13 protein-coding genes and 1 tRNA gene are annotated in these 14,024 nt (G+C 65.0%); 8 read left to right on the top strand and 6 right to left on the bottom strand.

Annotated elements, in window-relative coordinates; translation table 11 throughout:
* Window positions 1-183: 183 nt before the first annotated feature.
* Window positions 184-606: a rubrerythrin family protein gene (locus tag Q0C59_RS03105; RefSeq protein WP_069048731.1), complete on the bottom strand. Its 423-nt coding sequence runs from the start codon at window positions 604-606 to the stop codon at window positions 184-186.
* A gap of 288 nt (window positions 607-894) precedes the next feature.
* On the opposite strand from Q0C59_RS03105, the gene Q0C59_RS03110 reads away from it, so the two are divergent.
* From Q0C59_RS03110 to Q0C59_RS03125, 4 genes are all read left to right on the top strand, one after another.
* Window positions 895-1,506 (top strand): VOC family protein, encoded by a 612-nt coding sequence (locus Q0C59_RS03110; protein ID WP_291211569.1) that lies wholly within the window; start codon window positions 895-897, stop codon window positions 1,504-1,506.
* Between the two features lie 317 nt (window positions 1,507-1,823).
* On the top strand, window positions 1,824-3,548 hold the full coding sequence (locus Q0C59_RS03115; RefSeq protein ID WP_291211572.1) for an FAD-dependent oxidoreductase: 1,725 nt from the start codon (window positions 1,824-1,826) through the stop codon (window positions 3,546-3,548).
* Window positions 3,545-3,742 carry a DUF2783 domain-containing protein gene (locus Q0C59_RS03120; RefSeq protein ID WP_291211575.1) on the top strand — a complete coding sequence of 66 codons (198 nt, stop codon included), beginning with the start codon at window positions 3,545-3,547 and terminating at the stop codon, window positions 3,740-3,742. Before Q0C59_RS03115 ends, Q0C59_RS03120 begins: the two co-directional genes overlap by 4 nt.
* Window positions 3,743-3,827: 85 nt before the next feature.
* Complete coding sequence (locus tag Q0C59_RS03125; protein ID WP_291211578.1) at window positions 3,828-6,731, top strand: valine--tRNA ligase; 2,904 nt, start codon at window positions 3,828-3,830, stop codon at window positions 6,729-6,731.
* 144 nt (window positions 6,732-6,875) lie between these two features.
* Here Q0C59_RS03125 and Q0C59_RS03130 read toward each other — a convergent pair whose 3' ends face one another.
* The 4 genes from Q0C59_RS03130 to cysM form a co-directional block, all read right to left on the bottom strand.
* On the bottom strand, window positions 6,876-7,916 hold the full coding sequence (locus tag Q0C59_RS03130; protein ID WP_291211581.1) for a D-isomer specific 2-hydroxyacid dehydrogenase family protein: 1,041 nt from the start codon (window positions 7,914-7,916) through the stop codon (window positions 6,876-6,878).
* 22 nt (window positions 7,917-7,938) lie between these two features.
* On the bottom strand, window positions 7,939-8,166 hold the full coding sequence (locus Q0C59_RS03135; RefSeq protein WP_291211584.1) for a sulfurtransferase TusA family protein: 228 nt from the start codon (window positions 8,164-8,166) through the stop codon (window positions 7,939-7,941).
* A 75-nt stretch (window positions 8,167-8,241) separates the two neighbouring features.
* Entirely contained in the window at window positions 8,242-8,790 is a 549-nt protein-coding gene (locus tag Q0C59_RS03140; RefSeq protein WP_291211587.1) for an NUDIX domain-containing protein, read from the bottom strand.
* Window positions 8,791-8,798: 8 nt separating this feature from the next.
* Window positions 8,799-9,701, bottom strand: a complete 903-nt coding sequence (gene cysM / locus Q0C59_RS03145) for a cysteine synthase CysM (RefSeq protein WP_291211590.1) — start codon at window positions 9,699-9,701, stop codon at window positions 8,799-8,801.
* Window positions 9,702-9,740: 39 nt separating this feature from the next.
* Between cysM and Q0C59_RS03150 the strand changes: the two genes are divergently transcribed.
* Together Q0C59_RS03150 and Q0C59_RS03155 are read left to right on the top strand one after the other, a co-directional pair.
* Window positions 9,741-9,825 (top strand) — tRNA-Leu (locus tag Q0C59_RS03150).
* Between the two features lie 112 nt (window positions 9,826-9,937).
* Window positions 9,938-10,915, top strand: a complete 978-nt coding sequence (locus Q0C59_RS03155; protein WP_291211593.1) for a calcium/sodium antiporter — start codon at window positions 9,938-9,940, stop codon at window positions 10,913-10,915.
* Between the two features lie 9 nt (window positions 10,916-10,924).
* On the opposite strand, the gene Q0C59_RS03160 is transcribed toward Q0C59_RS03155, so the two are convergent.
* Complete coding sequence (locus Q0C59_RS03160) at window positions 10,925-11,845, bottom strand: SDR family oxidoreductase (RefSeq protein WP_291211596.1); 921 nt, start codon at window positions 11,843-11,845, stop codon at window positions 10,925-10,927.
* 83 nt (window positions 11,846-11,928) lie between these two features.
* Between Q0C59_RS03160 and Q0C59_RS03165 the strand changes: the two genes are divergently transcribed.
* Both Q0C59_RS03165 and Q0C59_RS03170 read left to right on the top strand, forming a co-directional pair.
* Entirely contained in the window at window positions 11,929-12,963 is a 1,035-nt protein-coding gene (locus Q0C59_RS03165; protein ID WP_291211599.1) for a CDP-6-deoxy-delta-3,4-glucoseen reductase, read from the top strand.
* Between the two features lie 27 nt (window positions 12,964-12,990).
* On the top strand, window positions 12,991-13,968 hold the full coding sequence (locus Q0C59_RS03170) for a Bug family tripartite tricarboxylate transporter substrate binding protein (RefSeq protein ID WP_370654211.1): 978 nt from the start codon (window positions 12,991-12,993) through the stop codon (window positions 13,966-13,968).
* Window positions 13,969-14,024: the final 56 nt, after the last annotated feature.

Raw genomic sequence — 14,024 nt, forward strand, 5'->3', positions numbered from 1 at the left:
TGGCAGATGTCGAAGATGCGTTCCAGTTCATGGAAGCACTTTTCCTCGTCGTAAAAGTCGGGGTTTTTCCAGTCCAGCGCGTGTCGGGTGGGCGCTTGCAGGTTGCCTTCGGTGGCCATCGTTGTCGTCCTCAGCGAGGGATGTCAAAACGCTGCGCCTCGCGGCGCAGCGGGGTGGGCCAGATCAATCCACCAGTTCGTTCAAGGCTTTCTGGTAGCGGTTGGCGTGTGAACGCTCGGCTTTCGCCAAGGTTTCGAACCAGTCGGCCACCTCGTCAAAGCCTTCTTCGCGCGCGGTCTTGGCCATGCCGGGGTACATGTCGGTGTACTCGTGGGTTTCACCAGCCACGGCGGAGGCCAGGTTGTCGCGGGTGGAGCCAATCGGCATGCCGGTGGCGGGGTCGCCGGACTGTTCCAGAAACTCAAGGTGGCCATGCGCATGCCCGGTTTCGCCTTCGGCGGTGGAGCGGAACAAGGCCGCCACATCGTTCTGGCCTTCCACATCGGCCTTGTTTGCGAAGTACAGGTAGCGGCGGTTGGCCTGGGATTCGCCGGCGAAGGCGTCCTTCAGACATTGCTCGGTTTTCGAGCCTTTCAATGCGGGCATGTTGGTCTCCTTGCGTGGGTTGAAGAAGCGCTCGGCCATCGCAGAAAAATGCCTGCGACCGCAGAGACCCGCAAACAGTAGCCCCGGCGGAAAGCACCGGCCAATTGTTTCAGGCTATGTGGTGAATTGATCCCCGCTATCGATACAAGTCAATTGGTAACCACTCTCAAAACGGTCACAAAGGCCTTGAAAACGCACAAAATTTGACCTCGATGGAGGACCCTGTCGTTACGATAAGGGGAATGCGTTGCATAATGTTGAATCACAGACCTTCCCAAGGAGACCGCCATGAACCCAGCCACCCTGCCCGCTCCGGCACCCATCCAGCAGCTGCACCACTACGCCTACCGCGCGAAAGATGCCGAAGAAACACGCCGTTTCTATGAGGACATCCTGGGCCTGCCGCTGTATCACATCATCCAGAGCGACCATGTGCCCAGCACGGGCGAGTACTGTCCCTACACGCACTTCTTCTTTCGCCTGCAGGACGGCTCGTTCATCGCCTTCTTCGACCTGGGTGACGACGAGGCGGCGCTGCCCAGCCCGAACACGCCGAAGTGGGTCAACCACATCAGCTTTCGTGTGAACACCGAGCAGGAGCTGGAGAACACCAAGGCGCGCCTGGAGGCCAGCGGCATCGAGGTGCTGGGTGTGACGGACCACCACATCTTCAAGAGCATCTATTTCTTCGATCCGAACGGCATCCGCCTGGAACTCACGGCACAGCTGGCCGACGAGTTCGAGATGCTGGAGGAGAGCAAGACGGCGCACGCGCGTCTGGCCGAGTGGACAAAACGCAAGGAGCAGTGGCGTATTGAACGCGCCGAAGGCAAAACGGCGGCACCGCTGAAGCCGCAGCAGAACGATCGGCCTGAGGTGGTGGGGCGGGCTCCGGCCTGAGGCAATTGGCTTTGGCGTGGCTGCGGTCTGCACTGACTGGGCGAACGGCTCCGCGAATGTCCCCCGGGGCCTTTGGCCCCTCCTCCTTTATTTCGCTGCGCCATTCGCCCAGTCAGCGCAGACCTACAGGCGCTCCAACTTTTGTTAACGAATGCGCCGCCGGCGCAAGGGCGCATGGCGCTTTGCGCAGCGAAATAAAGGAGGAGGCGGCACCAGCCGCCGGGGGACATTCGCGGAGCAGAGCGCCGTGCACCCTTGCGCCCCGCGAGGTTTCCGCCCGAAACGAGACGAAACGAAACAAGAGGAGTGATGAGTCCATGACCAATTACCGCGAAACAGCACACACCAACAGCTACGAATTCACCGCCGGCGCGGGCTACCAACTGCCCGAGTACCCGTTCGTCGAACCTCCGGAACTGCACAGCCCCACCCCCGTGCGGCATCCCGTGGTCATCGTGGGCGGCGGCATCACCGGCCTCACCCTGGCCTGCTCGCTGGCCCGCCTGGGTGTGCGCGCAGTCTTGATCGACGAGGACAACACCGTGGGTGTGAAGGGAGCCTCATCACGCGGCATCTGCTACACACAGAAATCGCTGGAGATCTTCGAGCGCCTGGGCGTTTTTGAGCGCATTGCCGCCAAAGGCGTGCAATGGAGCGTAGGCCGCACCTTCGCCGGCGACGACGAGGTCTACAGTTTCGACTTGCGCCAGCAGGGCAATTTCGACCTCTCCAGCCAACCGCCATTCATCAACATCCAGCAGTTCTACATCGAAGGTTTTCTGGTCGAACGCATCCAGGAACTCGGGGTGGTCGACCTGCGCTGGCAGAACCGCCTGACCGGGTTCGAGCAAAACGCCGACTTCGCCACGCTCACCATCGAGACGCCCGCCGGCACCTACCAGCTGCAAGCCGAGCACGTGATCGATGCCACAGGCTCCCACAGCCCGCTGCGCAAGTGGCTCAACGTGCCGTCCGACAGCAAGCGCGGCGACGACCGCTGGTGCATCGCCGACGTGCGCTTCTCCACCCACCCGCCGCAGGAGCGCCACACCTGGATCGAAGCACCCTTCAACGAAAACCGTGCCGTGTGGCAACACCTCATGGCCGACGACGTCTGGCGCATCGACTACCAGATGGCGCCCAACGCCGACCCCGAGTACGTGAGCCGTGAAGACGTGGTGCGCGAACGCCTTGCGCGCCAGTTTGGGCCCGACGTGCAGGTCGAGATCGTCTGGGTCGGGCCCTACGCCTACCGCAGCGAATGCGTGCACGCCATGCGCCACGGACGTGTGTTCCTCATGGGCGACTCCGCCAAGGTGGTCAGCCCGTTCGGCGCGCGCGGTGGCAACACAGGCGTGGCAGACGCCGACAACCTGGCCTGGAAACTCGCGGCTGTGCTCAGCGGCAAGGCCGACACATCACTGCTGGAGAGCTACAACGACGAGCGTCTGGACGCCGCACAGCAAAACGTGAGCGTGACCAACCGCACCGCACGCTTCCTGCGCGCGGTCGACGGTACCGAACGCGTGTTCCGCCAGGCAGCCATCGGTCTGGCCAAACAGCATCCGTTTGCACGGTCGCTCATCAACACTGGTCGCATGGCTGTGGCCAATCCGTACGCCCGCTCGCGCGCCTGCACCTACGCACCGGACAGTGCAGCGGGCCAGTCGGTGCAGAACGTGGGGTTCGAGTGGGCCGACGGAGCACGTGGCGACGTGAACGACCTGCTGAACTGGACCCACGGCGACCTGCTGGTGCTGGTGTTTGGCGACCAACCAGCCGCTGCCCTGCAACGGCTGCGACGGCTGTGCCTGGACGCTCCTGTGCGCAGCGTGCAGGTGCTCGGCGCGAACGGCACTGCGAAGGCGCTGGAGCATGTGCGCGACCCACAGGGCCATTTGCAGGGCGCCTGCCGCGTGTCTGGCCAGGCCTGGGCGCTGGTGCGCCCCGACGGCTACCTGGCGGCCACCGGAGAGACCATCAACACCCAGCTGGTGGCCGCCATCGAGCGCTCGCTGGGCCTGCGCGGAGAACCAGCATGAACACCAACCTCCACTTCCAGGACGCCGACGCGTTCTACGAACAACTGCTCGACGCCCACGCGGGCCTCAGCCGCGACGACTCGGAGCTGCTCAACGCACGCCTGATCTTGCTGCTGGCCAACCAGATCGGGGATGCGGGCGTGCTCAAGGCATGCGTGGCAGCTGCGCGCGATATGCCCGTCACCCCGGCCTGAGGGACCGGTCGAATAAAATCTGCGGGTATCCCTATTTCCCCTGACGGCATCCTGCGGGATGCCGTTTCCACTTCTGGCGCGCCCCATGACCGACACCCTGAACCAACCCGGCCTGCAATCCCTGGCCAAATCGTTCGAACCCGCTCCGCTCGAAGCCCGCTGGGGCCCCGAGTGGGAACAGCGCGGCTACGGCGTGGCGGGCTTTCGCGGCACGGGTGCACCCCAGGTGGACGCACCGTCGTTCGCGATCCAGCTGCCGCCACCCAACGTGACCGGCACGCTGCACATGGGACACGCGTTCAACCAGACCATCATGGACAGCCTCACGCGCTACCACCGCATGTCGGGCGCCAACACGGTCTGGGTGCCGGGCACCGACCACGCCGGCATCGCCACGCAGATCGTGGTGGAGCGCCAGCTGCAGGCGCTAGGCATCAGCCGCCACGACATGGGGCCCACGCCGGCCGAGGCGCGCAAGAACTTCGTGGCCAAGGTGTGGGAGTGGAAGGAAGAAAGCGGCAACACCATCACCACGCAAATGCGCCGCATGGGCGACAGCGTGGACTGGAGCCGCGAGTACTTCACCATGGACCCGAAGCTCTCGACCGTGGTCACCGAAACCTTCGTGCAGCTGTACGAACAGGGACTGATCTACCGCGGCAAGCGGCTGGTGAACTGGGACCCGGTGCTGATGTCGGCCGTGTCCGACCTCGAAGTGGAGAGCGAAGAAGAAGACGGTTTCCTTTGGCACATCGCCTACCCCTTGAGCGATGGCAGCGGTTCGCTCACCGTGGCCACCACCCGGCCTGAAACCCTGCTGGGCGACGTGGCGGTGATGGTGCACCCGGAAGACGAGCGCTACACGCACCTGATCGGCAAGACCGTGAAGTTGCCGCTGTGCGGCCGCGACATCCCGGTGATTGCCGACGACTACGTGGACCGCGCTTTCGGCACCGGCGTGGTCAAGGTCACGCCCGCGCACGACACCAACGACTATGCCGTGGGCCAGCGCCACAGCCTGCCCATCATCGGCGTGCTCACACTGCAAGCCGCCATCAACGGGAACGCACCTGCGAAGTACCAGGGCATGGACCGCTTTCTGGCCCGCAAGGCCGTGGTGGCCGATCTGGAAGCCGCCGGTCTGCTGGTGGAGACCAGGAAGCACAAGCTCATGGTGCCGCGCTGCGCCCGCACCGGCCAGGTGATCGAACCCATGCTCACCGACCAGTGGTTCGTTGCCATGCAGTCCAAGGGCAACGAGAAGAACACCAGCGGCACGTCGATTGCCGACAAGGCCATTGCGGCCGTGCAGTCAGGCGAAGTGAAGTTCGTGCCCGAGAACTGGGTCAACACCTACAACCAGTGGATGAACAACATCCAGGATTGGTGCATCAGCCGCCAGCTCTGGTGGGGCCACCAGATCCCCGCCTGGTACGACGAAGCGGGCAACGTGATCGTGGCGCGCAACGAAGCCGAAGCCCAGGCCAAAGCCCCCGGGCAGACGCTCGTGCGCGATCCCGACGTGCTTGACACCTGGTACTCGTCGGCCCTGGTTCCCTTCAGCACCATGGGCTGGCCGAACCAGAAGGAAGGCGCAACCGAGGACTACAACCTCTACCTGCCCAGCACCGTGCTGGTCACGGGCTACGACATCATCTTCTTCTGGGTGGCCAGGATGATCATGATGACGACGCACTTCACCGGTCGCGTGCCGTTCAAGCACGTCTACATACACGGCCTGGTGCGCGACGCGCAGGGCCAGAAGATGAGCAAGAGCGAAGGCAATGTGCTCGACCCGGTGGACCTGATCGACGGCATCGCTCTCGCGCCGCTGCTCGACAAACGCACCACCGGCCTGCGCAAGCCCGAGACCGCGCCCAAGGTGCGCAAGCAGACCGAGAAGGAATTCCCCGAGGGCATTCCCGCCTATGGCGCGGACGCGCTGCGCTTCACCTTCGCCGCGCTCGCCTCGCTGGGCCGCAGCATCAACTTCGACAGCAAGCGTTGTGAGGGCTACCGCAACTTCTGCAACAAACTCTGGAACGCCACGCGCTTCACATTGATGAACTGCGAAGGTCAGGACTGCGGCCTGGAGGACCACACCAAGGAACAGTGCGCCGTGGGTCAGCCGTTCCACGGCTACCTCAGCTTCAGCCAGGCCGACCGCTGGATCAGCTCGCTGCTGCAGAAGACCGAAGCCGAGGTGGCCAAGGGCTTCGCCGAGTACCGGCTCGACAACGTGGCGAACACGATCTACGACTTCGTCTGGAACGAGTTCTGCGACTGGTACCTGGAGATTGCCAAGGTGCAGATCCAGACCGGCGACGCCTCGCAACAGCGCGCGACCCGCCGCACCCTGATCCGCACGCTGGAGGCCATCCTGCGTCTGGCGCACCCGGTGATTCCCTTCATCACCGAAGAGCTGTGGCAGAAGGTCGCGCCTGTGGCCGGTCTGCCCGGTGAGTCGGTGAGCATCGCGCGCTACCCGCAAGCCCAGCTGAACAAGATCGACGAAGCGTCGATTGCCCACGTCACCAAGCTCAAGGCGCTGGTGGACGCCTGCCGCAACCTGCGCGGTGAAATGAACGTGTCACCCGCGACGCGCCTGCCGCTGTATGTGTTGGGCGACACCGCCTGGATGCAGGCCATGGGTCCGGTGCTGCAGGGCCTGGCCAAGTTGAACGAAGTGAAGGTGTTCACCGACGAGGCCGCATGGGCCGCAGCAGCGCAAGCCGCCCCGGTGGCCGTGGTCGGCGAAGCCCGCCTGTGCCTGTTCATGGAAATCGACCTCGCCGCCGAAAAACTGCGCCTGGGCAAGGAAGCCACGCGACTGGAAGGCGAGATCACCAAGGCCACCGCCAAGCTGTCCAACGAAGCCTTCGTGGCCAAGGCGCCGCCCGCGGTGATCGATCAGGAAAGAAAACGCGTGGCCGACTTCACGGCGACGCTGGAGAAGATGCGCGAGCAACTGCAGCGGTTGGGCGCCTGAGAAGCGAGAGAAAAACAAGAAGTGATCTGACCCAACCTCTCCGGAGGGAGGGGTCGTTCACCCAGAAATGCCGCGGGACTGGCTTTGCCAGACCGCAGGCATTGCCCCCCCTGAAAGGGGGGTCGCGCAAAGCGCGGCGGGGGGTCAGCCCCTATGCAAGGCGATCGAGCCCCACTGCGACGGCGTGACCGCCTGCGGGTCTTCCGGCTCGTGGTACTCGAGGCTGTCGAGCACGGTGAAGTCGCTCGCGCTGCCATCGTGTCCCACCGAATGCGGCGACAGGGTTTCGTGGATGCGGTGCGCCACGTACCAGCTCGCGCGCAGCTTCGCTTCACGCGTGTGCGACCCGAGGCGGGGCGTGAGATGCAGGTTGGGAATGCCGTGCAAAGGCGTACCTTCGGCGGCGAACTGCGGGTTGGCGCCGTCCATCAAACAGGCGTCGATGCGGCCGTCGCACAGGGCCAGCGCCAGGGCGTCGGGATCGAACAGCGTGCTGCGGCTCACGCCCACCCACAACTGGCCGGGCTTGCAATGGTTGAGCAGGCGCTCGTTGATCCAGCCGCGAAAGCGCGAGGCGTAGACCATCTGCAGCGAGATCGCGTCCGAGCGCGACAGCATGTCCTGCAGCGTCACGGGCTCCACGCCCAGCTTGTTCCAGATGGCTGCGGCGTGGTGCACTGCCGGGTCGTAACCCAGCAAACGCACGCCCAGGCTCTTGAGCATGGGGGCCAGCGTGTGCGCCACCGGCGCCAGGCCGAGCAAGCCCACGGTGCTGCCCGACAGCTCGCGCCCCATGCGCACCTGCGCGATCTTGCGGCCCAGCAGCGCGCTGATCATGCCGCGGCGGTACAACATGAGCAGGCCGTAGAGCAGGTACTCGGCGTTGGAGCGCACCGTGGCGCTGCGCGCCTGCAACACGCGCACGTGGCGCCGGGCACAGGCGTCCAGGTCGGTGTTGTCGCTGGAGATCTGCATGCGCGCCACGATCTCGAGCTTGGGAGAAAAATTCAGGAACTCCTCGGACACCACCACGTGGGGCGGCAGCACGATGGCGCGTGTCTTGTAGGTGGCTTTGCGCAGCTCCACCGGGTCGTCACCGAGTTCGGGGCGGAAGGTGACCTCGTGCCGCTCCTGCAACCAGGACAGCGCCTCGGGCACGAGCGGATCAACGAGCAGGACTTCCATGATCGGACGACCGAGGTCGGCTTCAGCGTCGTTTGAGCAGGGTGATGTGATCGTCGCCGACGGTCTGCTGTTCCACCAGCAGGTTCCCGGTTTGTTTGGCGAAGGCCTGGAAATCGCGCACCGATCCGGCGTCGGTGGAAATCACTTTGAGGGTCTGGCCGCTGTGCATGTCGGCCAGTGCTTTTTTGGCTTTCAGGATGGGCAGCGGGCAGTTCAGACCGCGGGCATCGAGTTCTTTGTCGGCGTACATGGGTCTTTCCTTGGAATCCACGCATTCTAAGCGTCGGGCGGTTTTCCCTGCGCCTTGCTGAAGCCCGCTTTTGCGCTATGGCAGTGGGTCGGTTGGCCGCGGAAGATCCTCCATGAACACGGGCTCGAAGCCCTGTCCACGCAACCAGTCGGCCAGCGCAAACCCAGTGCCGGCGCGCCAGCAGCGGATGGTGGCGGGTGCCATGAGCTTGTATTCGGCCAGCTCGGGGGAGAGTTTCACCTCGCCGTGCGCGACCGCGTGGTAGGTCACGATGACCTGATTCATGCGTTGGAAATCATGGACCCCCACCAGCGTGAGTTCCGTCACATCCAGCGCGGTTTCTTCGGCAATTTCGCGACGAATGCCTTCTTCCGGCGATTCACCGGCTTCCATGAAGCCGGTGATGAGTCCGAACATGCGGCCCGACCAGGCCGCGTTGCGCGCCAGCAGGATGCGACCGTCCACCTCCACGATGGCGGCCAGCACCGGCGTGGGATTGTTCCAGTGGGTGAAGTCACAGGCCGGACAGCGCAGACGCTGCTTGTCGCCGCCGTCTTCGGCCTGCGTGATGAGTTCCAGCGCCGTGGCGCACCGGGGGCAGTAGCGGAATTCGCTGACGGACATGGCGGGCGTCAAGCGGGGAACACGCCGGTGGAGAGGTAACGGTCACCACGGTCACACACGATGAAGACGACGGTGGCGTTCTCCACCCGGGCGGCGATCTGCTGCGCCACCCAGCACGCGCCCGCCGCCGAGATGCCGGCAAAGATGCCTTCTTCACGCGCGAGTTGCCTGCACATGGCCTCGGCATCGGACTGGCTCACGTACACCAGCTCGTCAACCGTGCTCGGGTCGTAAATCTTGGGCAGGTATTCGGTGGGCCACTTGCGAATGCCAGGGATGCGCGAACCTTCGCTGGGCTGGGCGCCGATGATGCGGATGGCCGGGTCTTTTTCTTTCAGGAAGCGCGAGACACCGGTGATGGTGCCGGTCGTGCCCATGGCGCTCACAAAGTGCGTGATGCGGCCGTTGGTCTGCTGCCAGATCTCGGGGCCGGTCGTCTCGTAATGCACACGCGGGTTGTCGGCGTTGGCAAACTGGTCGAGCACGCGGCCCTTGCCGTCGGCCTGCATCTTGTCGGCCAGGTCGCGCGCCGACTCCATGCCGCCGCTCTTGGAGGTGAGGATGAGCTCGGCACCAAACGCCTTCATGGTCTGCGCGCGCTCGATGGACAGGTCCTCCGGCATGATCAGCACCATGCGGTAGCCCTTGATGGCGGCAGCCATGGCCAGCGCGATGCCGGTGTTGCCCGAGGTGGCTTCGATGAGGGTGTCGCCGGGCTTGATTTCGCCGCGCTCCTCGGCGCGCTGGATCATCGACAGGGCAGGCCGGTCCTTCACCGAACCGGCGGGGTTGTTGCCTTCGAGCTTGCCGAGCACCACATTGCCGCGTTGCGCGTTGCCCGCAGCACCGATGCGCTGCAGGGCCACCAGCGGGGTGTTGCCAATCGCGTCTTCAATCGTGGGGTAGTTCATCGATTGCACTGTGCCATAATTTGCAACCCCTTTCAGGACGCCCGGGTGGTGAAATTGGTAGACGCAGGGGACTCAAAATCCCCCGCCGCAAGGCGTGCCGGTTCGATTCCGGCCCCGGGCACCACATGCAAAGCCGCACAGCATTCGCCGTGCGGCTTTTTTGTGGCTGCCACCTGGTCACTGAACTGCACATGGACAATGCAGCCAGTTCAAAATCCTACCGAGTGACACCCGCCATGCTGATGCCCATCCTCGCTGTCCTCGCTGGCTTGCTGCTGCTGGTCTGGAGTGCCGACCGTTTTGTCGAAGGCGCCTCCAGTACCGCCGGGCATTTCAGCGTGCCGCCCCTGCTGGTGGGCATGGTGATCGTCGGGTTCGGCACTTCGGCGCCCGAAATGGTGGTCTCCACCCTGGCTGCATCGCAAGGCAACCCGGGGCTGGCGCTGGGCAACGCATGGGGCTCGAACATCGCCAACATCGCGCTCATCCTCGGTGTCACGGCCCTGGTCGCGCCCATCCTGGTGCAGTCGATGATTCTGCGCAAGGAGCTGCCCATCCTGACCGCCGTGACGCTGCTGGCAGGCTTTCTGGTCTGGGACGGTGGACTCAGCCGCGCCGACGCCTGGGTGCTGCTCGGCGTGTTCGCGGTGCTGGTGGGTTGGACGATCTTTGAAGGGATGCGAGGCGGCAGCGATGCGCTGGCCACCGAAACCGCCGCCGAACTGCAAGCCCACGCCATGCCGCTGCCGCGCTCGCTGATGTGGGTCGGCGTGGGCCTGGTGGTGCTGGTGGGGAGTTCGCAGCTGCTGGTGTGGGGCGCGGTGCAGATTGCGCAATCGCTGGGAGTGAGCGACCTGATCATCGGCCTGACCGTGGTGGCAGTGGGCACCTCGCTGCCGGAACTGGCCTCTTGTGTGGCCGCTGCACGCAAGGGCGAACACGACATCGCGCTGGGCAATGTGCTGGGCTCCAACCTCTTCAATTCGCTGGCGGTGGTGGGCATCGCCGGCGCCATTGCGCCCATGCAGATCGACGCCGAGGTGTTGACGCGCGACTACCCCATGATGCTGGGACTCACGGTGGTGCTCTTCCTCATGGGGTGGGGATTTCGCAAGCGGCAGGGCCGAATCAACCGGCTGGAAGCCCTCGCACTGCTGGCGGCCTATGCGGGCTACACGGGGTTCCTGATCACCACCATGGTGCCCGCTGCCTGAAACAGGCAATCAGACTTTCAGGCCCTCGGCCACGGTGGGGTAGCGCAAGCGCAAACCGAGCTCCTGCTTCATGCGCAGGTTGTGCAGCCGGCGCGATTCGCTCATGAAGCTCAGCAGCATCAACGGCAACTGGTCGCCTGCGGCGTCGCGCGCCACGCGCGGTGGACGCGGCAGTCCGTACAGGTCGGCCGCCAGATCGAAGTAGTCGCCCATCTTCAGCTCGGTGTCGTCCACCACATTCACATTGCGCTGCGGGCGTCCGCGCCACAGGGCCAGCACGCAGGCGCGCGCGAGGTCATCGGCGTGGATGTGGTTGGTGTGCACGTCGTCCTGGGCGCGCAACACGGGCGTGCCGCGCAGCAGGCGCTCGCGCGGCGTGCCACCGTCGCGATCGGGCGCGTAGATGCCGGGAATGCGCAGCACCGTGGTGCGCACACCCGTGGCGCGACCCAGCCAGTGCACGGCAGCTTCGGCATCCACCCGCCGCCATGCGCGCGGCGTGAGTGGTCGGGCCGGTGTGGTCTCGTCGACCCAGCGCCCCTGGCAGTCGCCGTACACGCCCGAGGTGGAACCGTAAACCAGCGCTGCGGGCAGCGAGCGCTGCGCCAATGCCCGGGTGAGTGCGCGGGTGCGGGGGTCCAGGCGCCAGTCGGCCAGCTCGCCCGAAGGCGGCGGCGCCAGGTGCAGCAAGCGCGTGGCCAAGCCGGCCAGGCGGCGCAGGCTGTGCGGGTCATCAAGGTTGCCCAACAGCGGCGTGATGCCTTGGGCGCGCAGCGCCGGCAGGCGGTCCGGGCTGGACGTGAGCGCCATCACGCGCGCGCGGGAGGCACTGCCCAAGACACGCGCCGCGCGCTGGCCCACGTCACCACAACCCACGATCAACACCCGTTCACGCCGGAAGCGTGCGGGCAAGGCGCCGAGAAGGCTCATGCAGATTCCGAATTTGAGACAATGACCGGTTGCCGAGCGGCTGTCGTTGCACCGCCGGGCCTCTTCACCCATTCAGTGCCAGTATGACATTCACCATCACCGTCGAGCCCAGTGGGCGCCTCTTCACCGCCGAGCCCGACGAGGCCATGTTGGCCGCCGGCATCCGCCAGGGCATCGGCCTGCCCTACGGCTGCAAGGACGGCGCATGTGGTTCCTGCAAATGCAAGCTGGTCTCGGGCAGTGTGGTGCACGGCCCGCACCAGAGCAAGGCCCTGAGCGCCGATGAAGAAGCTGCTGGTTACGTGTTGACCTGCTGTGGCGTGGCACAGAGCGACGTGGTGATCGAATCGCGCCAGGTCACGGAGGTGGGGGCATTCCCGATCAAGAAGATGCCGGTGCGCGTGAGTGCGCTGGAGCGCGCCTCGCACGACGTGATGGTGCTGCGCCTGCAACTGCCCGCGAGCGACACCTTCCAGTACCACGCGGGTCAGTACGTTGAGTTTCTGTTGCGCGACGGCGACCGCCGCAGCTACTCCATGGCCAACGCGCCGCACACACAAACCGCCGCGCCTTCGCTCGAACTGCATGTGCGCCACATGCCGGGCGGCAAGTTCACCGACCACGTGTTCGGCCCGATGAAAGAGAAAGACATCCTGCGCATCGAAGGGCCGTACGGCAGCTTCTTCCTGCGCGAGGACAGCGACAAGCCCATGGTGTTGCTGGCGTCGGGCACGGGCTTCGCGCCGATCAAGGCGGTCATCGAGCACATGCAGTTCAAGGGCATCACGCGCGAGGCCACGCTGTACTGGGGTGGTCGTCGTCCGGCCGACCTGTACCAGAGCGCCTGGATCGAAGCGCGGCTGGCCGAAATGCCGAACCTGCGCTACGTGCCGGTGGTGTCGAATGCCCTGCCCGATGATGAGTGGACCGGTCGCACCGGCTTTGTGCACGAGGCGGTGCTGCAGGACCTGCCGGATCTGTCTGGCCATGAGGTGTACGCCTGCGGTGCACCCATCGTGATCGATTCGGCCAGGCGCGACTACACGACCATGGCTGGGCTCCCCGAAGAAGCCTTCTTTGCCGATTCCTTCACCAGCGCCGCCGATAAAGTGGCCTGAGCTTTTTCACAAAAACTGGAGACAAACATGCTGAACCGCCGCGAACTGATCACCCGCACCGCCCTCGCTTCGGCCGCCATGGCGCTGCCCGGGCTTGGCCAGGCGCAGATCCCCACCACGCGCATCATCGTGCCCTTCGCGGCCGGTGGCCCGATCGACGTGACGGCGCGCATTCTGGCCGAAGCGGTGAAGGGAACACTGGGCACGGTGATCGTGGACAACCGGGCCGGCGCGGGCGGCAACATCGGTGTGAGCGCTGCGGCCAAGGCCGCACCCGACGGCCTCACGCTGGGCATTGCCACCACGGCGTCGCACGGCATCAACCCCTGGCTGTTCAGCAAACTGCCCTACGACCCGGCGAAAGACTTCGCGCCCATCACGCAGATGCTGCGCGTGCCCAATGTGCTGGTGATGAACGCCGAAGCCGCCACGCGCCTGAACATCAACAGCCTGGCCGACCTCATCGCCTACGGCAAGGCCAATCCGGGCAAGCTCAACTACGGCTCGGGCGGCAACGGAAGCGCCGGTCACCTGGCGGGTGAACTGTTCAAGAATCAGGCCGGCATCTTTGCGGTGCACATTCCCTACAACGGCGGCAACCCGGCGCAGGTGGGGCTGCTCTCGGGCCAGGTCGACTTCAACTTCGACAACCTCGCCACGGCGGCGCCCAACATCCGCTCGGGCCGGCTCAAAGCCCTGGCTGTGACCACCTTGCAGCGCAGCAGCGTGCTGCCCGATGTGCCCACCGTGGCCACCACCCTGCCCGGCTTCGAGATCGACACCTGGTGGGGCTTGGTCGTGCCGGCCGGCACACCGGCAGAGACTGTGCGCAAGCTAAACACTGCCTTCACCGACGCCCTGAAGTCGCCCGAGGTGAAAGCCCGCTTCGGTTTGCTGCTGGCAGAACCGGCGCCCAACACGCCCGAGCAGTTCGGCGAGTTCATGAACCGCGAACGTGCAAAGTACGAACGCCTCGTCAAACTCAGCGGCGCCAAGGTCGACTGATCTGGTATCCCTTCAACAAAAAACAGCGCCCGAGGGCGCTGTTTTTTGTTGGGATC

It is taken from the genome of Hydrogenophaga sp., assembly GCF_022844385.1.
Classification (GTDB): Bacteria; Pseudomonadota; Gammaproteobacteria; order Burkholderiales; family Burkholderiaceae_C; genus Hydrogenophaga.